At 60.3% G+C, this 16,947-nt stretch carries 19 protein-coding genes; 10 read left to right on the top strand and 9 right to left on the bottom strand.

Annotated features, from left to right (window positions below; translation table 11 throughout):
• Positions 1-61: 61 nt before the first annotated feature.
• Positions 62-787, top strand: a complete 726-nt coding sequence (gene recO / locus ACXAC3_RS17710) for a DNA repair protein RecO (RefSeq protein WP_475162959.1) — start codon at positions 62-64, stop codon at positions 785-787.
• Here the strand turns inward: recO and ACXAC3_RS17705 are convergent.
• The 3 genes from ACXAC3_RS17705 to ACXAC3_RS17695 form a co-directional block, all read right to left on the bottom strand.
• The gene (locus ACXAC3_RS17705; RefSeq protein WP_475162956.1) at positions 771-1,163 is read right to left on the bottom strand and encodes an META domain-containing protein; all 393 of its coding nucleotides are present in this window, start codon (positions 1,161-1,163) and stop codon (positions 771-773) included. The two genes, recO and ACXAC3_RS17705, sit on opposite strands and share 17 nt — an antisense overlap.
• 50 nt (positions 1,164-1,213) lie before the next feature.
• Positions 1,214-1,768, bottom strand: coding sequence for a hypothetical protein (locus ACXAC3_RS17700; protein WP_475162954.1), 555 nt, complete (start codon positions 1,766-1,768; stop codon positions 1,214-1,216).
• 227 nt (positions 1,769-1,995) lie between these two features.
• The gene (locus ACXAC3_RS17695; RefSeq protein ID WP_475162953.1) at positions 1,996-3,687 is read right to left on the bottom strand and encodes an acyl-CoA dehydrogenase family protein; all 1,692 of its coding nucleotides are present in this window, start codon (positions 3,685-3,687) and stop codon (positions 1,996-1,998) included.
• Between the two features lie 144 nt (positions 3,688-3,831).
• On the opposite strand from ACXAC3_RS17695, the gene ACXAC3_RS17690 reads away from it, so the two are divergent.
• Positions 3,832-4,596: a sulfite exporter TauE/SafE family protein gene (locus ACXAC3_RS17690; protein WP_475162950.1), complete on the top strand. Its 765-nt coding sequence runs from the start codon at positions 3,832-3,834 to the stop codon at positions 4,594-4,596.
• Here the strand turns inward: ACXAC3_RS17690 and ACXAC3_RS17685 are convergent.
• From ACXAC3_RS17685 to ACXAC3_RS17675, 3 genes are all read right to left on the bottom strand, one after another.
• Complete coding sequence (locus tag ACXAC3_RS17685; RefSeq protein ID WP_475162948.1) at positions 4,593-5,057, bottom strand: hypothetical protein; 465 nt, start codon at positions 5,055-5,057, stop codon at positions 4,593-4,595. The two genes, ACXAC3_RS17690 and ACXAC3_RS17685, sit on opposite strands and share 4 nt — an antisense overlap.
• Before the next feature lie 111 nt (positions 5,058-5,168).
• A complete protein-coding gene (locus tag ACXAC3_RS17680) occupies positions 5,169-5,459 on the bottom strand; it encodes a hypothetical protein (protein ID WP_475162946.1) in 291 nt (96 codons plus the stop codon).
• Between the two features lie 361 nt (positions 5,460-5,820).
• Complete coding sequence (locus tag ACXAC3_RS17675) at positions 5,821-7,419, bottom strand: phosphoenolpyruvate carboxykinase (RefSeq protein ID WP_475162943.1); 1,599 nt, start codon at positions 7,417-7,419, stop codon at positions 5,821-5,823.
• Between the two features lie 347 nt (positions 7,420-7,766).
• Here ACXAC3_RS17675 and ACXAC3_RS17670 point away from each other — a divergent pair, with 347 nt between their 5' ends.
• From ACXAC3_RS17670 to ACXAC3_RS17640, 7 genes are read left to right on the top strand one after another with little or no spacing between them, the layout of a single operon-like run.
• Positions 7,767-8,471: a response regulator transcription factor gene (locus ACXAC3_RS17670; RefSeq protein WP_475162941.1), complete on the top strand. Its 705-nt coding sequence runs from the start codon at positions 7,767-7,769 to the stop codon at positions 8,469-8,471.
• A 32-nt stretch (positions 8,472-8,503) separates the two neighbouring features.
• Positions 8,504-10,222 carry an ATP-binding protein gene (locus tag ACXAC3_RS17665; protein WP_475162939.1) on the top strand — a complete coding sequence of 573 codons (1,719 nt, stop codon included), beginning with the start codon at positions 8,504-8,506 and terminating at the stop codon, positions 10,220-10,222.
• Positions 10,223-10,226: 4 nt separating this feature from the next.
• On the top strand, positions 10,227-10,697 hold the full coding sequence (locus ACXAC3_RS17660; protein WP_475162937.1) for an HPr kinase/phosphorylase: 471 nt from the start codon (positions 10,227-10,229) through the stop codon (positions 10,695-10,697).
• On the top strand, positions 10,694-11,575 hold the full coding sequence (rapZ, locus tag ACXAC3_RS17655) for an RNase adapter RapZ (protein WP_475162934.1): 882 nt from the start codon (positions 10,694-10,696) through the stop codon (positions 11,573-11,575). The genes ACXAC3_RS17660 and rapZ overlap by 4 nt, the downstream gene beginning before the upstream one ends.
• On the top strand, positions 11,572-11,979 hold the full coding sequence (locus ACXAC3_RS17650; protein ID WP_475162928.1) for a PTS sugar transporter subunit IIA: 408 nt from the start codon (positions 11,572-11,574) through the stop codon (positions 11,977-11,979). The genes rapZ and ACXAC3_RS17650 overlap by 4 nt, the downstream gene beginning before the upstream one ends.
• 2 nt (positions 11,980-11,981) lie before the next feature.
• Complete coding sequence (locus ACXAC3_RS17645) at positions 11,982-12,251, top strand: HPr family phosphocarrier protein (protein WP_170485943.1); 270 nt, start codon at positions 11,982-11,984, stop codon at positions 12,249-12,251.
• Positions 12,252-12,289: 38 nt separating this feature from the next.
• Complete coding sequence (locus ACXAC3_RS17640) at positions 12,290-13,189, top strand: lysophospholipid acyltransferase family protein (RefSeq protein ID WP_475162925.1); 900 nt, start codon at positions 12,290-12,292, stop codon at positions 13,187-13,189.
• A 79-nt stretch (positions 13,190-13,268) separates the two neighbouring features.
• On the opposite strand, the gene ACXAC3_RS17635 is transcribed toward ACXAC3_RS17640, so the two are convergent.
• Positions 13,269-14,144, bottom strand: coding sequence for a 3-hydroxybutyryl-CoA dehydrogenase (locus ACXAC3_RS17635; RefSeq protein ID WP_475162922.1), 876 nt, complete (start codon positions 14,142-14,144; stop codon positions 13,269-13,271).
• Positions 14,145-14,306: 162 nt separating this feature from the next.
• On the opposite strand from ACXAC3_RS17635, the gene ACXAC3_RS17630 reads away from it, so the two are divergent.
• Positions 14,307-15,128 carry a DUF6473 family protein gene (locus ACXAC3_RS17630; protein ID WP_475162921.1) on the top strand — a complete coding sequence of 274 codons (822 nt, stop codon included), beginning with the start codon at positions 14,307-14,309 and terminating at the stop codon, positions 15,126-15,128.
• Between the two features lie 59 nt (positions 15,129-15,187).
• Here ACXAC3_RS17630 and ACXAC3_RS17625 read toward each other — a convergent pair whose 3' ends face one another.
• Together ACXAC3_RS17625 and ACXAC3_RS17620 are read right to left on the bottom strand one after the other, a co-directional pair.
• The gene (locus tag ACXAC3_RS17625; RefSeq protein WP_475162917.1) at positions 15,188-16,117 is read right to left on the bottom strand and encodes an electron transfer flavoprotein subunit alpha/FixB family protein; all 930 of its coding nucleotides are present in this window, start codon (positions 16,115-16,117) and stop codon (positions 15,188-15,190) included.
• Positions 16,117-16,875, bottom strand: a complete 759-nt coding sequence (locus ACXAC3_RS17620; RefSeq protein WP_475162916.1) for an electron transfer flavoprotein subunit beta/FixA family protein — start codon at positions 16,873-16,875, stop codon at positions 16,117-16,119. Before ACXAC3_RS17620 ends, ACXAC3_RS17625 begins: the two co-directional genes overlap by 1 nt.
• Between the last annotated feature and the right edge of the window lie 72 nt (positions 16,876-16,947).

Here is a 16,947-nt window from a genome sequence, read left to right as displayed (position 1 = left end):
GAACCGGTTCGGATTGCGGTCTTTTGGCGGCTCAACAGGCTGAAACTTCCGGGAAACGGTGATGGACTGGCGCGATCACGGCATCCTTCTGACCTCTCGCCGTCATGGCGAAACGGCGGCGATCATCGAGGTCTTTACCGAAGGCCATGGCCGCCATGCGGGTGTCGTGCGCGGAGGGACCAGCCGCAAGGTCGCGCCAATCCTGCAACCCGGCGCGCAGTTGGATGTGCTGTGGCGAGCACGGCTTGAGGAACATATCGGAACTTTTCAGGTCGAGCCGATGCGATCGCGCGCGGCAGCGGCGTTTTCGGGGCGGCTGGCGCTGTCCGGGCTGAACGCGGTGGTGGCGCTGTTGTCTTTCTGCCTGCCCGAGCGCGAACCCCATCCCGCGATTTACAAGCAGACCGAACAACTGATGGATCTGCTGGGGCAGGATGAGATCTGGTCACTGGCCTATCTGCGCTGGGAACTGGCGCTGCTCGAAGAACTTGGCTTTGGTCTCGACCTGTCCGTTTGCGCGGTGACGGGGGCCACCGAAGGGCTGGTCTATGTTTCGCCCAAAACCGGGCGCGCGGTCAGCGCACAGGGCGCCGGAGAGTGGGCGGACAAGCTGTTGCCTTTGCCGCCATGTCTGCGGGGGGAAGGGGCCGCGCCGGACGCGGAAATCGGTGCGGGGCTACAAACCACCGGCTACTTTCTGAATCATCGGCTGGCGCCGTCACTGGGGCACAATCCATTGCCCGAGGCCCGGGCGCGGTTTGTGGATCAGTTCACTCGGCGGATTTGAACACCATCTCGTGCCCGTCCTCATTGCGCAGGATCAGAATGTCGCCGGACACTTCGGATTGTGTCATGGCCAGCAGGGCGGCAAAAAAGAGACCCTCGGCCTCAAGCCCGGCACAGGCCGCACGGGTGGCGGTCAGGTCTGTGACTTCGAACCACGGATAGGGCGCGCCCATGGTGCCGCTGTAGCGGTTGCAGGGGGCGTTTCCGGCGATCTTACCGGGCTCAGGAAATCGCAGCAGGGCGCTGGCCGGATAGGTCTGTCCGTCAATCTCCTGCAGGGTCCAGACCTGATCAGCCGCGCCATAGGCCGCGACTGTCTCGTCCTTGTTGCATTGAAACAGGGCCAGTAGCGGCAGTATCACGGTCAGGCGCATCATCAGGCGGGTTTACCTTATGGGGCGCAACGAAGGAACCGGCGCATCGTTCATCAATATGCCAACTCGCCGTTCAGCAGGGCCGCACGCACTTCCAGCCGGGGTTTCCAGTTGTAACGGGTGTCTTCGCCAACCGGTGCCCAGAACAGTGCGCCGCTGTTTCGCCACGGATCCAGAATGATCCCGTCATTCATCGGATCGCCCTTGGCGCTGATCAGGGCGGAATGGTGAATGATCCGGAACGGCGTCGGGGGCGACGTCACCCAATGCAGGTCCAGCGTCCGGAATTTCTCCTGACGCATCCGTGTTGTCATTGCCTGCGCCCAGTCGTTGCACAGGCCCCGTTCGCGAAACCCGTTGATGACCTTGGCGTTGTGGATGATGGCCGGATCGGTGACATTCCACTCCTGTTTCAGCTGCTGGGAATGGGTATAGGCAAGGGTCGCGGCCTGCCGGGCCTCCACGGGGTCAACCTCTGGGCCGAGGCTTTGGATGGCCTGCGTCAGATCATCGATGTCGCTTGCGCCGGCAGTCGGCTGGCTGGTGGCGCAGCCGCCAAGGGCAAGTGCCGCGAGAGTTGCCCAAAGGGCCAGAATTCGTCGGGTCATGTGATGGGCCAACTGTTGGATAATTGGTCTGTGTCGCCGGGTGCTCTAACCGGGTTCCTTGCCGGATCAAAGGGGAAGTTTTGGTTTCGGCGGATCAGGGCTGAGTTGTTGCTGTGTCGCACGGCGCGTTCGAACCTATCCGAAGGCCGATAGGACGCCAGCGCCACAACGAAAAAGACCCGGCGCAAGGCCGGGTCCAGTTGGGGAAACAGGAAAGCCGAAACCGGTCACCCGAGCAGACGTCGTGCGATGACCTGTGCCTGAATTTCGGCCGCCCCTTCGAAAATGTTCAGAATGCGCGCGTCACACAGCACGCGGCTGATCTTGTATTCCAGCGCAAAGCCATTGCCGCCATGGATTTGCAGCCCATTGTCCGCCGCCGCCCACGCAACGCGCGCACCCAGCAGCTTGGCCATCCCGGCCTCAAGGTCGCAGCGCTGGCCGTGGTCCTTTTCCCAGGCCGAGAAATAGGTCAGCTGACGCGCGATCATGATCTCGACCGCCATCATCGCCAGCTTGCCAGAGACGCGCGGGAAATTGATCAGCGACTTACCGAATTGCTTGCGGTCCTGCGCGTATTGCATGGCGATATCCAGTGCGCTTTGCGCAACGCCGATGGCGCGGGCAGCGGTCTGGATACGGGCGGATTCAAAGGTTTCCATCAGCTGTTTGAAACCCTTGCCTTCTTCACCGCCCAGCAGGTTCTCGCCCTTGACCTTGAAGCCGTCAAAGCCCAGTTCGTATTCCTTCATACCGCGATAGCCCAGAACCTCAATCTCGCCGCCGGTCATGCCGGGGGTAGGAAAGGGGTTCTCGTCCGTGCCCGGTGTTTTTTCCGCCAGGAACATGGACAGGCCGCGGTGGTCTGTGCTGTCGGGGTTGGTACGCGCCAGCAGAGTCATCACATGGGTCCGCGCGGCGTGGGTGATCCAAGTCTTGTTGCCGGTGATCTGGTAGTCGCCGTTCTCATCCTTCACCGCACGGGTGCGCAGACTGCCGAGATCAGATCCTGTATTGGGCTCGGTGAAAACGGCGGTTGGCAGGATTTCCGCGCTGGCCAGTTTCGGCAGCCAGTTGGCTTTCTGTTCGTCCGTGCCACCTGCAATGATCAGCTCGGCCGCAATCTCGGAGCGGGTGCCCAGCGAGCCGACGCCGATGTAACCGCGCGACAGTTCCTCGGACACAACGCACATCGAGGCTTTGGACAGCCCGAACCCGCCGAATTCTTCGGGGATCGTCAGACCAAAGACGCCCATCTCGGCCAGTTCCTCGATGATTTCCATCGGGATCAACTCGTCATTCAGATGCCAGTCATGGGCGTTTGGTTCGACCTTTTCCTGCGCGTAGCGGCGGAATTGGTCGCGGATCATCTCAAGCTCGTCGTCCAGACCCGAGGCGCCGAACATGGTGGCGCCGGACTGGTCCTCCATCAACGCGACCAGACGGCTGCGCGCGGCCTGGGAATTGGCCTGAGCCATCAGTGTCTGTACTTCTGCGGCCTGAAACCCGGACAGCGCGTCCCAGCCAAGGCCCATGTCCTGCAGGCGCACGACCTCGCCCTGATTCATCGGAATGCCGCCCGCGACCTGGTGCAGGTATTCGCCGAAAGCAATCTGATGCAAAAGCTGCTCGACCTCGCCGAACTTGCCGTCAGCTTCCAACGCCTCGGCCCAGCGTTGCATCTGCTGAAGAGATTGGTGGTAGGTTGCCAGCCAGGCCAGGCCATGGGCTGCCGTCTGGTTGGCTTCGATCAACGCGCCTGAGACCCGGCCGTCCGCAGTGACCATCGCCCGAACGGACTCGCGTGCGTGGTCAAACACAGCCCCCACCGCCGGCACTGCCATGCGGGTCAGCGTCAGAAGATCGGGCAAAATCGCGGATGTTGTCATCGGGGTCATATCCTGTCCGTCATGGGCCATGAATCAGGTCTCTCCTTTGGTCGTCTGGTCATATCATGCTGCACGTGCAGCGCAACAAAAATGCGAGTTACGCAGCGAAATAGTTCGATTATTGCTTGGGCGTTTTTGCAGTGCAGCGCGCGTCAGGAGTGATATCACAGGCCCATGACGTTGTTTCCAATGCTGACTCCGCAGGATTTGTTGCTGGCTCTGGCCGTCGCCTTTCTGGCGGGGTGGGTCAAGGGGATTGTCGGTTTCGCCATGCCCATGGTGCTGGTCTCGGGGCTCAGCATGTTCCTGCCACCTGACCTGGCCATTGCCGGGTTGATTCTGCCGACGCTGGTCACAAATGGCGTTCAGGCCCTGCGCGAAGGCGTTCCGGCCGCCGTCTCGTCGATCAGGCAATTCCGAACTTTTCTGATCGTCGGATTGCTGTTCCTTCTGGCTGGCGCGCAGGTGGTCAGCCTGGTGCCGCCGACAACCTTTCTGCTGATGATCGGGATACCCGTCACCTTCTTTGCGCTGATCCAGGTACTGGGCGCGCGGCTTACGCTTCACAACCCGTCTGCGCGGATTGAGGCCGTCATTGGCGCAATTGCCGGTTTCGTCGGCGGGATGTCAGGCATCTGGGGGCCGCCGACGGTCGCATATCTGACCGCACTGAACACGCCAAAGGCCGTGCAGATGCGGGTGCAGGGGGTGATTTATGGATTGGGTGCCGTTGCCCTGCTGGTAGCCCATCTTGGGTCCGGCATTTTTCGCGCCGAGACGGCACCGTTTTCGGCGGCGCTGATCGCGCCTGCGCTGGCCGGAATGTGGGCCGGGTTGCGATTGCAATCCAGGATCGATCAGGGGCTCTTTCGCAAGGTAACCTTGCTTGTGCTGCTGGTGGCCGGGATCAACCTGTTGCGGCGCGGGCTGATGGGCTAGCTGCGGCTGTCCACGAACCGAAGCGTGAAGTACAGGCCAAGCATCAGGAAAAACAGCCCCGAGATGTCACCGATCAGAAAGGCGACATATTCCACGCGCGCGCTGCCAAAGGCCATGTTGGTCAGGCCGGAAACAAGAAATGACGTGACGATTCCCACGCCCATGACGCAAGACCAGCAGGGTTTGCGATCCGGTCGCGGAAACAGATCCCAGCCCGCCCATTTGCACAGATAGAACACTGCCGGAACCGTGGTGACGGCAATGACTATGGCCAGCAGGCGGCTGGGCAGAAAGACATCGCTGCCGCCGAGAAAGGCGAAGACCAAAAACACCCCGGGCAGCAGGGCGAAGATCGCCCGCCAGCCCAGCAGCCACGCTGACAGAACCCGCACCCCATGCGGAAGAAACAGCAGGCTGGCCCGGCTGGGATATTCGGGAAAGAACACATTCTGCAGCGGCATCAGAACCTCGAATGTGAGGAACGATGCAACCACGTAAGCCAATGAGGCAAAAAATGTGTCAGAGGCCCATCTGCGCACGATGTTCAGCCACCGTTGCGCAGGTCAAAGGCGTCACCTGGGGGCATGAACGATATACCGTCCCCGGTTCGCGCTGCCACTTTGTGACAGGTACCCTTTTTGCACCAGAGATTTGAGTGCACGGAAAAACGTCGGACGCGACACGCTCTGGACAAGCGTATGTTCGATCAGACCGAAGGTGCGCACTTCCTGGTCGGATTTCGACAATTCCTCGGCGGCGTAGTAAATATCGCGCTCAACCGGAGAGAGTTGTTCAAGCCCCAGAGTCCGCTCCATGCTCTGCATCAGTTTACGCAGTTCGGTCAGTTTTGAGATTTCGGTCATTTTTTACCCATCGTTTTCCGTGCCAACTGCCGCCGTCCCGCGACAAACTGCGACATGCTGTTTCGAGTGTTTTTCAGCACGTCTCATCTTGACACTCATCCCCTTTAGAATACACTAGTTATCTGATTAGGTTGCTCAATTCGCTGATGTGAGAGTTTGCTTGAGCCACCCAAAGGTCTTTTTACTTTTCGCCCGGTGCGCAAGCGCCGGGCATTTACGTCATAATGACACGGTGGAATACCCCAAACGGGCAAATCGGGCAACGCATTTGTATGCGCACGTTGCGTAATACAACTTTAAGATGATCAATCTGCGGCGAGACTCTTCAAATGAGAAAGGGGGCAAGGCCCCCCATATGCGTTTATCCGATAGCGACGGCTTTGATGTCTTCGTCGATAAAGGGCAGGTACTGTTCGAAGTTCTCGGCAAACATCCGCACCAGTTTTTCGGCCTGCTTGTCGAACGCGGCCTGATCGTCCCAAGTGCGGCGGGGGTCCAGCAGAACCTCGGCCACGCCGGGTACGGAGACCGGCACGTCAAAGCCGAAATTCGCGTCTTTGCGGAACTCGGCATCGCGCAGCGAGCCTTCCAGCGCCGCAGTCAGCAACGCACGGGTGGCGCGGATCGGCATCCGGCTTCCCACGCCATAGGCGCCGCCGGTCCAGCCGGTGTTGACCAGCCAGCAGGTCGCGCCGTGCTGGGCGATCTTTTCGCGCAACAGGTTACCGTATTCCTCGGGACGGCGGGGCATGAAAGGCGCGCCAAAGCAGGTCGAGAAGGTCGGCTGCGGTTCGGTGATCCCACGTTCGGTACCCGCGACCTTGGAGGTGAAGCCGGACAGGAAGTGATACATCGCCTGCGCCGGAGTCAGCCGGGCGATCGGAGGCAGCACGCCGAACGCGTCGCAGGTCAGCATGATGATGTTCTTCGGGTGCCCGCCCAACGCGCTTTTGGACGCGTTCGAGATGTATTCCAGCGGGTAGGCACAGCGCATATTTGCCGTCAGCGAGTCGTCGTCGAAATCCAGTTCCTTGGTTTCGGGATCGAAAACCATATTCTCGATCACCGTGCCGAACTTGCTGGTGGTCGCATAGATTTCCGGTTCGGCCTCGGCGTTCAGGTTGATGGTCTTGGCATAGCAGCCGCCTTCGAAGTTGAAGGTGCCGCGATCCGACCAGCCATGTTCGTCATCCCCGATCAGGGTGCGAGACGGATCGGCGGACAGGGTTGTCTTGCCGGTGCCGGACAAGCCGAAGAACACGGCGGTGTCGACCGGGTTGCCGACGGCATGGTTTGCCGAGCAGTGCATCGGCATCACGCCTTTTTCCGGCAACATGTAGTTCAACAAGGTGAAGACGGATTTCTTGTTTTCACCTGCATATTCGGTGCCGCCGATCAGGATCAGCTTGCGGTCAAAGTTCAGCGCGATCACCGTTTCGCTGCGGCAGCCGTGCTTCGCGGGGTCGGCCTTGAAGCTGGGGCAGTTGATGATGGTGAAATCTGCCGTGAATTCGTCCAGATCCTCCCGATCCGGACGGCGCAGAAGATGGCGGATGAACAGGTTGTGCCAGGCCAGTTCGGTCACCATGCGCACATTGATCGCATGGGCGGGATCGGCCCCGCCAACCAGATCCTGAACGAAATAATCGCGACCCTTCATATGGGCCAGCATATCGTCGTACAGCGCGTCGAACCCTTCCGGGCTCATCTCGGCATTGTTTTCCCACCAGATGCTGTCAGCGACGCTGTCGGTCCTGACGACATGTTTGTCCTTTGGCGAACGGCCCGTGAACTTGCCGGTGGTGACCAGAAACGCCCCGCCATTGCCCAGCGTACCTTCGCCCCGTTTCAGAGCTTCTTCGATCAGCGCCGGTTCCATGAAGTTGTAATAGACATTGCCCAGACCCTCGATGCCCTGATCTTCGAGGCGGAATTGCGGGTTAACCCGTCCAGATGTCATGTGTTTCTTCTCCTGTGGCGGCGCGGCGGCGGTTGGGCCGGGTGCGCTCTTGGGGCATTTTGCCGGAACGCTCCGGCGGACAGGCGGGTCTTATCATGGTCATTTGGGGCATGAACAGGACGGTTTGGCGCAGTTAGCGCAACCAAGTTCAAGTTTAGCGCCACCACCGATTTCCTGCCGGAAAACAAGGCGCTTATCCGCCCGAATTAACGGCTTTTTTGCCGCATCAGTGTGACAACAATCGCACGATTCGCAGATACGGATTGATTCGCGGCCATAAAAACGACAAAAATGCCCTACAAATAAGCGAAATATTGCATGAGTGAGCAGGAATAGGGGTAACCCCGATGTCAAAGATTGCACTGGTGGACGACGACAGAAACATTCTGACGTCCGTGTCCATGACTCTAGAAGCCGAAGGTTTCGAGGTCGAAACTTACAATGATGGGCAGGCCGCCCTGGATGCATTCAACAAAAAATTGCCGGATATGGCCGTGCTGGATATCAAGATGCCCCGCATGGACGGCATGGATTTGCTGCAGCGATTGCGGCAGAAAACCCAGATGCCGGTGATCTTCCTGACCTCGAAGGACGATGAAATCGACGAGGTTCTGGGCCTGCGCATGGGCGCGGATGATTATGTCAAAAAGCCGTTCTCGCAACGGTTGCTGGTGGAACGCATCCGGGCGCTGCTGCGCCGGCAGGAGGCGACCGCAGGCGACGTGACCAACGCGGCGTCGGGCGACACCAAGGTGATGGAACGGGGCGAGCTGCGGATGGATCCGCTGCGCCACGCGGTCAGCTGGAAAGGCACCGATGTCTCACTGACCGTTACTGAATTTCTTTTGTTGCAGGCGCTGGCGCAGCGTCCGGGCTTTGTCAAAAGCCGGGATCAGTTGATGGACGTCGCCTATGACGATCAGGTCTATGTGGACGACCGCACCATCGACAGCCACATCAAGCGCCTGCGCAAGAAAATGCGCGCAGCAGACCCCGAATTTTCGGCCATCGAAACCCTGTACGGAATCGGATACAGGTATAACGAAGAATAGGCGTGGCCGCTCAAAAGGGGTAACCGGGTCTCGTGCGCGATACGGAACAAGCCAGCGAATTGCGGGACGGTGATGTCGTTCTGGGGGATGATTGGGTCATCCCGCAGGACCCCGAGTTGGCCGAGCTTCGGGCCGCGCGCCCCCGGCGCAACCTGTTTTCCATGCGCGGCTCGCCCCTTGCGCGCAAAATCATCACCCTGAACCTGATAGCGCTTGTGATCCTTGTTACAGGGCTGCTGTATCTGGACGATTCCCGTGAGGAACAGGTTCAGCAGACGGCACGGAACCTGATCGGGGATGCGCAGCTGGTCAGCAACGTGTTCGAGGCCCAGCTGCGCCAGAACGCGTCGGCTCCCTCGCAGGATGCCGCCGCGCTTGACGTCAAACAGACGCTGGCGGGCCTCAGCCTTCCGGACGGGGGCGAGGTGTTCGTCTATGACGCAGACGGGACGCTGATCGGCTGGACGCGTGGCGCGTCCAGTTCGGGGCAGCTGCCGGTGCTGCTCAGATCCGATGCCGAGGTGCAGACAGGCAGCACGCTGATCAGCGACGCCCTGAATGCTGTCTGGACCGGATTGTCCAGGGTATTCACGCGCGCGGACCCGGACGAGGCGCCGACGCTGGCGCAGCGTGTTCAGGAAATCATCCCACAGGCCCTGCAGGGCCAGATGCAGGTTCAGGCGGTCAAGGATGAAACGGGTCAGACCGTCATCGTGGCCGCAGCGCCGGTGCAGCAGGCCGGGGTGCCGGTTGGTGCTGTGGCAATGGCCGGCCCGGCCGGTGAGATTGATGCGCTGGCCCGTCGCGAGCAGGAGCGCATCCTGCAAATGTTCGTTGTCGCCCTGCTTGTGTCCATCGGCCTGAGCCTTGTTCTGGCCTCGACCATCGCCAACCCTTTGGCCGATCTGGCCGCGGCGGCGGAAATGGGCAGGGATCGCGGCACCGGCGTCAATCCGGGTCGCATTCGCATCCCCGACCTTACCGCCCGCCCGGATGAGATCGGGCGTCTCAGCCGCGCGCTGCGGGGTATGGTAACGGCGCTCTATAACCGCATCGACGCGAACGAACAGTTTGCTGCCGATGTCGCGCACGAGATCAAGAACCCGCTGGCCAGCCTGCAATCCGCCGTCGGCACCCTGCGCATGGTCAAGCGCGACGATCAGCGCGACAAGTTGCTGGGTGTGATCGAGCATGACGTGCGGCGGCTGGATCGTCTGGTCAGCGATATCTCGAACGCCTCGCGGCTGGATGCTGAACTGGTCAAGGAAGAAGAACAGCCCTTCGATCTGCTGAAGCTGATCGACAATATCGGCCAGTATCTTGGCGAGGAAGCCCGCGCCAAAGGCATAGATTACATCATCGACCTGCCGTCCAAGCCGATTGTTGTGAACGGGCTTGAGGCGCGACTGGCGCAGGTTTTTGTCAACCTGATCACCAACGCGATTTCCTTTTGCGAGGAAAGCGACGCCATTCGTGTCTGGGTGCGGCGGCGCGAAAACCGCGTTCTTGTCGTAGTCGAAGATACCGGCCCGGGCATTCCCGAACAGGCGCTGACCAAAGTGTTCAAGCGGTTCTATTCACAGCGCCCGGCCGAGCATTTCGGCAACAATTCGGGCCTTGGTCTGGCGATATCCAAGCAAATCGTCGAAGCCCATGGCGGCGTGATCTGGGCCGAGAATATCCGCCCGACCGAAGCCGACATCACATCGGATCCCCTGGGCGCGCGTTTTGTAGTGGGCTTACCTGTGTAAGCGCATGAGGGGGCAGACACTCTCGGACATTCAGGGTCAGGACACCGCAGTCATCCACGCCACCTGCGTCGCCGTTGGGGGGCAGGCGGTTCTGATCGTCGGAGCCTCCGGCACGGGCAAATCGGCGCTGGCCCTGCAAATGATGGCGCTTGGCGCTAAGTTGGTGGCCGATGACCGCGTGATATTGCACATGGGCGACGGCGTGGTCGTAGCCGATACACCGCCAAGTATCCGGGGCATGATCGAGGCGCGGGGCGTCGGGCTATTGCGGGCGGAGCCTGCAGGTCCTGTACCCGTTACCTATGTCGCAGATCTGGACCAGTCCGAACATGCGCGCCTGCCGGAACCGGTCACGGTTGCGGTCCTGAGGCAAACTGTTCCCTTGCTTCGGGCAGCTGATGTCCCCAATTTGCCCGCAGCGCTGATGCAATTACTGAAAATGGGGCGCGAGAACCCGGAATGGCCCGTCACATGACTACACAACGGCGCATCGTACTGGTGACCGGCCCCTCGGGGGCGGGGCGTTCAACGGCAATCCGTGTTCTGGAGGATCTGGGGTTCGAAGCCATCGACAACCTGCCCATGGGCCTGTTGATGCGACTGCTCGACGGGCCCGAGACCGACCGACCCATGGCCCTTGGGATCGACACGCGCAACCGGGATTTCTCGACCATCGGCTTCATCGAACTGGCGGTCAGGCTGCGGCGCATGGCGCAGGTCGACCTGACGACCCTGTATCTGGATTGCAGTGACGAAGTGCTGCTGCGCCGGTTCTCGGAAACGCGCCGCCGACACCCCGTCGCCACTGATGCCAGCCCCGAAACCGGCGTCCGGCAGGAAAAAGAGTTGCTGGCCCCGATCCGCGAGATTGCTGATACGCTGATCGACACCACGCCCCTGAACGTTCACCAACTGCGCGAAGAGGTCGAACGCTGGTTCGCCCCCAGGGATGGGCGGCATCTGGCGGTTTCGATCGAATCCTTCTCGTATAAACGCGGCCTGCCACGGGGGCTGGATATGGTGTTCGACTGCCGGTTTCTGGCCAATCCCTACTGGCGCCCAGAGTTGCGGGCAGAAGATGGTCGAAACCCTGATGTGGCGCACTATGTTCAGTCCGATATGAACTATGCGCCGTTTTTTGACCGCGTGGTTGATCTGCTGAAACAGTTGCTGCCGGCCTTTCGTGCCGAAGGCAAGGCCCACCTGTCCGTCGCTTTTGGCTGTACGGGCGGGCAACACAGATCGGTAGCCATGGCCGAGGCGGTCGCAAAGGCCCTTGCAGAGGAGGGGCAGCAAGTGGCAATTAGGCACCGCGAAATGGAACGACGATCGTTGAATGTGAGGCCGGATTGATCGGGATCGTACTCGTAGCACATGGCGGGCTGGCTCAGGAGTATCTGGGCGCCATGCAGCATGTGGTCGGAAAGCAACCTGGCCTGGCCGCGATCTCGATCGAGGCGGACCATGATCGCGAGGCGAAACAGGCCGAAATCTGCGCGGCCGCCGACAATGTCGATGTCGGAGACGGCGTTGTCGTCGTGACCGACCTGTTCGGTGGCAGCCCCTCGAATCTGAGCCTGCGCGCCTGCGCACCCCAGGACCGGCGCATCCTTTACGGTGCGAATCTGCCCATGTTGATTAAATTGGCTAAAAGTCGCCACCTGCCCGTGGGCGATGCCGTGCGGCAGGCGATGGAGGCTGGACGCAAATACATCAATGCGCAAAATGTGACATTGGACGAAGACCGGATTGATTAAGAATGACCACCCGAAGCTTGAAAATCATCAATGAAAAAGGCTTGCACGCGCGCGCCTCGGCAAAGCTGGTCGAAGTGGTCGAAGGGTTTGATGCCCAGGCAGAGGTGTCGAAGGACGGGCTTTCTGCATCCGGAGACAGCATCATGGGCCTTTTGATGTTGGCAGCCTCGCGCGGAACGACTATTGACGTCGAGACGTCCGGACCGGATGCTGAGGCGTTGGCGGATGCTTTGGAAACCCTGGTGAACGACAAGTTTGGCGAAGGGTTCTGATCGCTCCGGTCGCATACGAAGAACGGGAAGACCAGGAATTGGCGGAAACAACGCACGAGACCAAGACAGGCCCAGTGGTGGATGGGACCACGGATCAGGGTGAAATCTACGATCGTAGAACCCTGACCTACGCGAATTCCTTCGACGATGCCTGGACTGCGACAGCCATCCGCGCCATCGAATGGTGCACCGGCAAGCTGACCATTCTGCGCATGGTCAACAAGTTCGAAAAGAAGAACGAATACTATCGGGGCCAGCGGTTCTGGGGCGGCGCCTTGCAAGTTATGGGCATCGACCTGACCACGCCCGCGGAACAGATCGCGCGCATCCCCAAAAAAGGCCCGGTGGTTGTCGTGGCTAACCACCCCCACGGTATGGTCGACGGCATGATCCTGGCCGAATTGATCGGCCGGGTGCGCAATGACTACCGCATCCTGACCCGCTCGGTCCTGACCGGACTGGACGAGGCCGCGACCTCTTTCATGATCCCGGTCCCGTTTCCGCATGACCCCGAAGCACAGACCAAAATGCTGGAAATGCGCGGCAAGGCGATGGAGCACCTGAAAGACGGCGGTGTGGTTGCCCTGTTTCCGTCAGGGGTGGTGATGTCTTCGGATGACTGGTTCGGCCCGGCGCAGGAGCGTGAATGGAACGTCTTCACGGCCAAGATGATCCGCCGGTCCGGCGCGCAGGTGGTGCCGATTTTCTTCCCCGGAAGGAATTCGCGCGCCTATCAGATCGCCAACAAGCTCTCGCCGATCCTGCGGCAGGGTCTGCTGCTGCATGAAATCGTACGCTCCTGCAACAAACCGCAGTCACCAGTGATCGGCGACCCTGTTTCCGACGAGGATATGCAACTGCTGGAACGCGACCCGCGCGGCTTCATGGCCTGGCTCAGAAATCACACGATGGCGCTGGGCCAGTCGCTCAAACCCTGATCCGCATCTTCATCTGGCTAATAAATACCTCGGGGGTGAGCCCGGATGATATCCGGGCGAGGGGGCTGGCCCCCTTACTTTACCGCGTCGGAACCGGAACCTCACCGCGATAGTCATAGAATCCACGCTCGGTCTTGCGGCCCAGCCACCCGGCCTCGACATATTTGGTCAGCAAGGGGCAAGGGCGGTACTTGGTATCCGCCAACCCGTCATGCAGCACGTTCATGATGGCAAGGCACGTGTCCAACCCGATAAAGTCGGCCAGTTCCAGCGGCCCCATCGGATGGTTCGCGCCCAGTTTCATCGACTGATCGATGGATTTCACGCTGCCGACCCCCTCATAGAGCGTGTAAACCGCCTCGTTGATCATCGGCATCAGGATACGGTTGACGATAAAGGCCGGGAAATCCTCGGCGCTGGCGGCGGTTTTGCCCAGACGATCCACGACGGACTTGCAGGCGCTAAAGGTGTCTTCGTCGGTCGCAATGCCCCGGATCAGCTCAACCAGTTGCATCACCGGAACCGGGTTCATGAAGTGGAACCCCATGAAACGCTCTGGCCGATCCGTGCGGCTGGCCAGTCTGGTGATCGATATTGACGACGTATTGGAGGTCAATATCGTATGCGGCAGCAAATGCGGCTGCAGGTCTTCGAATATTGCCTGTTTGATTGTCTCGCGTTCCGTCGCGGCCTCGATCACCAGATCGGTCTGGCCCAGTTGCGGCAGTTCCAGGGTGGTTGTGATCCGTTTCAGCGCCGCCTGCATCTCGTCATCTGAGATCTTTCCGCGAGACGCCTGACGGGCCATGTTGCTTTCAATCGTCGCCAGGGCGGCATTCAGGGCATCCTGATTCACATCGTTCAGCAGAACGTCATACTCTGCCAGGGCAAGGACGTGGGCGATACCGTTGCCCATCTGGCCTGCGCCGATCACTCCGACTGATTTCACATCCATATTCAGGTGCCTCTGTGTCACGGGATATGGCGACAGTATCGGCAGATCGGTATGGGCGGCAAGGGGCTCCGCCCGGTCGAATTTGCTTCAAATGCGCACATTAGGTTTTTCTCAAGACCTGCGGCCGCAACATGGCAACCGGGTGAAAATTGGGTGAGTGTTATGAGCTATCATCAAACAGGCTCGGGGGGACCCGGGGATGCCGTTTGTCAATACGAAGGATCGCGCCTGTGGTTTCGCGGCCCACAGCGTTCCCGGCACACGCCGTACATGGCATGTGTCGGTGGCGATGAAACATATGGGCGGTTTGTCGACCGGCCTTTTGCCGCAATTCTGGAGGAACGTCTGGACAGGCGCTGCCTGAACTTGGGCAGTCTGTTCTGCGGTCTGGACGCGTTGTGTTCAGATCGCGGATTGTTCGACCTGCTAAACGGGGCCGGGCTGTGCATTCTGCAATCGCCCGGAGTGCTGGGTCAGTCAAATCGCTATTACCGCGTCCATCCCCGGCGCAATGACCGCGTGCTGGCCCCGACACAGGCCCTGTTGGACCTGTATCCCGAGGTCGATTTTACCGATGTCCATTTCGTGTGCCACCTGATGACCCTTCTGCAGACCCATCCGGACGCTCGGTTCGAAGTCGTAGCTGAGGAATTGCGCCGAAACTGGGTCAGGCAGATCAGCGATCTGCTCAACAGGCTGAATACTCCGGTCATCTTGCTGTCACTGCGCGTTCTGCGCGACGGGGCAAACGGGTGTCTCTGCGAACAGGTGCCTGTGCCGGTCACGGCGCAGATGCTTGGTGCCGTATGTTCGCTGTGCACGGACTGTATCGAAGTCTCGGTCCCCGTGGCCGGACATTCTGACGAGCTTGAGGATATGTTGTTCGGGACCCTGCAGCAGCCCATGGCGGAACACATGATCGGGCCTGCAGGGCATAAATCCATCGCAAACGCTCTGGTCGCGCCGATCCGGAGCCTGAATTGAAAAAGGCCCGCCATTTGGCGGGCCTTTCAGAAGTTTCAAGGAAAAATCGTTGCCGAAAATCAGCCGAGCTTCTCGGTCAGTTCCGGCACGGCCTGGAACAGGTCCGCAACCAGACCGAAATCGGCGACCTGGAAAATCGGCGCTTCTTCGTCTTTGTTGATCGCAACAATGACCTTCGAGTCCTTCATGCCCGCAAGGTGCTGGATCGCGCCCGAGATGCCGACGGCGACGTACAGATCGGGGGCAACTACCTTGCCGGTCTGACCCACCTGCCAGTCGTTCGGCGCATAGCCTGAGTCGACCGCGGCACGTGAGGCACCAACGGCGGCACCCAGCTTGTCGGCCAGACCTTCGATCAGTTTGAAGTCCTCTTCCGAGCCAACACCACGGCCGCCCGAGACAACAACGCCAGCCGAGGTCAGTTCCGGACGGTCGCTTTCGGCAACCTTGTCCTCGACCCACGAAGACAGACCCGGGTTGTCACCTACCGAGATGGTCTCGACCGGGGCCGAGCCACCTTCGCCCGCCGCGTCAAAACTCGCGGTCCGCAGGGTGACGACCTTCTTGGCATCGTTCGATTTCACGGTCTGGATCGCGTTGCCCGCATAGATCGGACGCTCGAAAGTCGAACCGTCGACCACGCCGGAAGCATCCGAGATCACCATCACGTCAAGCAGCGCTGCAACGCGCGGCATCACGTTCTTGGCGTCGGTGGTGGCGGGGGCAACGATGTGCTCGTACCCATCGGCCAGACCCACGATCAGCGCGGCGGTCGATTCCGCCAGGCGGTGGCCCAGCGACGCATCTTCGGCAACCAGAACCTTGGACACACCGTCGATCTTGGCAGCAGCCTCACCAGCAGCGGCGGCGGACCCACCTGCGGCCAGAACGGTCACGTCACCCAGAGCCTTTGCGGCGTTGACAGCCTTGGCGGTTGCGTCCAGCGACAGCTCACCATTGTTGACTTCGGCGAGAAGAAGAACAGCCATTACACAGCCCCCGCTTCTTTGAGTTTCCCGACCAGCTCGTCCACCGAGCCCACGATGATGCCTGCGGCACGCGCCGGCGGCTCTTCGGTTTTGACGACTTCCAGACGCGGGGTGACGTCGACGCCGTAATCGGCGGCGGTCTTCTCGTCCAGCGGCTTTTTCTTCGCCTTCATGATGTTGGGCAGCGACGCATAGCGCGGCTCGTTCAGACGCAGGTCGACGGTCACGATGGTCGGCATCTTGACGCTGATGGTCTGCAGGCCGCCATCCACCTCGCGGGTGATCTTGGCGCTGTCGCCTTCGATGTCCACTTCGGACGCGAATGTGCCCTGGCTCCAGCCCAGCAGGGCCGACAGCATCTGGCCGGTGGCGTTCATGTCGTTGTCGATCGCCTGCTTGCCCGCCAGAACGATGCCCGGCTGCTCTTCCTCGACCACTTTGGCCAGAATCTTGGCAACTGCCAGCGGTTCGATATCGGTGTGCACGTCATCTGCGGCCACAACCAGAATGGCGCGGTCTGCACCCATGGCCAGCGCGGTGCGCAGCGTTTCCTGCGCCTGCTTGACGCCGATCGAAACGGCGACCACTTCTTCTGCTTTGCCGGCTTCTTTCAGGCGGATCGCTTCTTCAACAGCGATCTCGTCGAACGGGTTCATCGACATTTTGACATTGGCGAGATCGACACCGCTACCGTCCGCTTTCACGCGGACCTTCACATTATAGTCAATCACGCGTTTGACAGGCACGAGTACCTTCATTTTGCGCTTGCTCCTCACAAAAAACGGTAAGCCGCGTCGCGACTCCACCAATGCTCTCGGACGACTGAATAG

It is taken from the genome of Ruegeria sp. ABV4_181 (genome assembly GCF_056158465.1).
This window is presented reverse-complemented; position numbering and strand designations above follow the sequence as displayed.

Bases quoted from the DNA above. Each gene is read 5' to 3' on its own strand.
- ACXAC3_RS17680 (WP_475162946.1), bottom strand. From the start codon at position 5,459: ATGACCGAAATCTCAAAACTGACCGAACTGCGTAAACTGATGCAGAGC.
- ACXAC3_RS17690 (WP_475162950.1), top strand. From the start codon at position 3,832: ATGACGTTGTTTCCAATGCTGACTCCGCAGGATTTGTTGCTGGCTCTG.
- ACXAC3_RS17630 (WP_475162921.1), top strand. From the start codon at position 14,307: ATGAGCTATCATCAAACAGGCTCGGGGGGACCCGGGGATGCCGTTTGT.
- ACXAC3_RS17685 (WP_475162948.1), bottom strand. From the start codon at position 5,057: ATGCCGCTGCAGAATGTGTTCTTTCCCGAATATCCCAGCCGGGCCAGC.
- ACXAC3_RS17635 (WP_475162922.1), bottom strand. From the start codon at position 14,144: ATGGATGTGAAATCAGTCGGAGTGATCGGCGCAGGCCAGATGGGCAAC.
- ACXAC3_RS17705 (WP_475162956.1), bottom strand. From the start codon at position 1,163: ATGATGCGCCTGACCGTGATACTGCCGCTACTGGCCCTGTTTCAATGC.
- ACXAC3_RS17660 (WP_475162937.1), top strand. From the start codon at position 10,227: ATGAGGGGGCAGACACTCTCGGACATTCAGGGTCAGGACACCGCAGTC.
- ACXAC3_RS17695 (WP_475162953.1), bottom strand. From the start codon at position 3,687: ATGGCCCATGACGGACAGGATATGACCCCGATGACAACATCCGCGATT.
- ACXAC3_RS17625 (WP_475162917.1), bottom strand. From the start codon at position 16,117: ATGGCTGTTCTTCTTCTCGCCGAAGTCAACAATGGTGAGCTGTCGCTG.
- ACXAC3_RS17620 (WP_475162916.1), bottom strand. From the start codon at position 16,875: ATGAAGGTACTCGTGCCTGTCAAACGCGTGATTGACTATAATGTGAAG.
- recO (WP_475162959.1), top strand. From the start codon at position 62: ATGGACTGGCGCGATCACGGCATCCTTCTGACCTCTCGCCGTCATGGC.
- ACXAC3_RS17700 (WP_475162954.1), bottom strand. From the start codon at position 1,768: ATGACCCGACGAATTCTGGCCCTTTGGGCAACTCTCGCGGCACTTGCC.
- ACXAC3_RS17675 (WP_475162943.1), bottom strand. From the start codon at position 7,419: ATGACATCTGGACGGGTTAACCCGCAATTCCGCCTCGAAGATCAGGGC.
- ACXAC3_RS17670 (WP_475162941.1), top strand. From the start codon at position 7,767: ATGTCAAAGATTGCACTGGTGGACGACGACAGAAACATTCTGACGTCC.
- ACXAC3_RS17645 (WP_170485943.1), top strand. From the start codon at position 11,982: ATGACCACCCGAAGCTTGAAAATCATCAATGAAAAAGGCTTGCACGCG.
- rapZ (WP_475162934.1), top strand. From the start codon at position 10,694: ATGACTACACAACGGCGCATCGTACTGGTGACCGGCCCCTCGGGGGCG.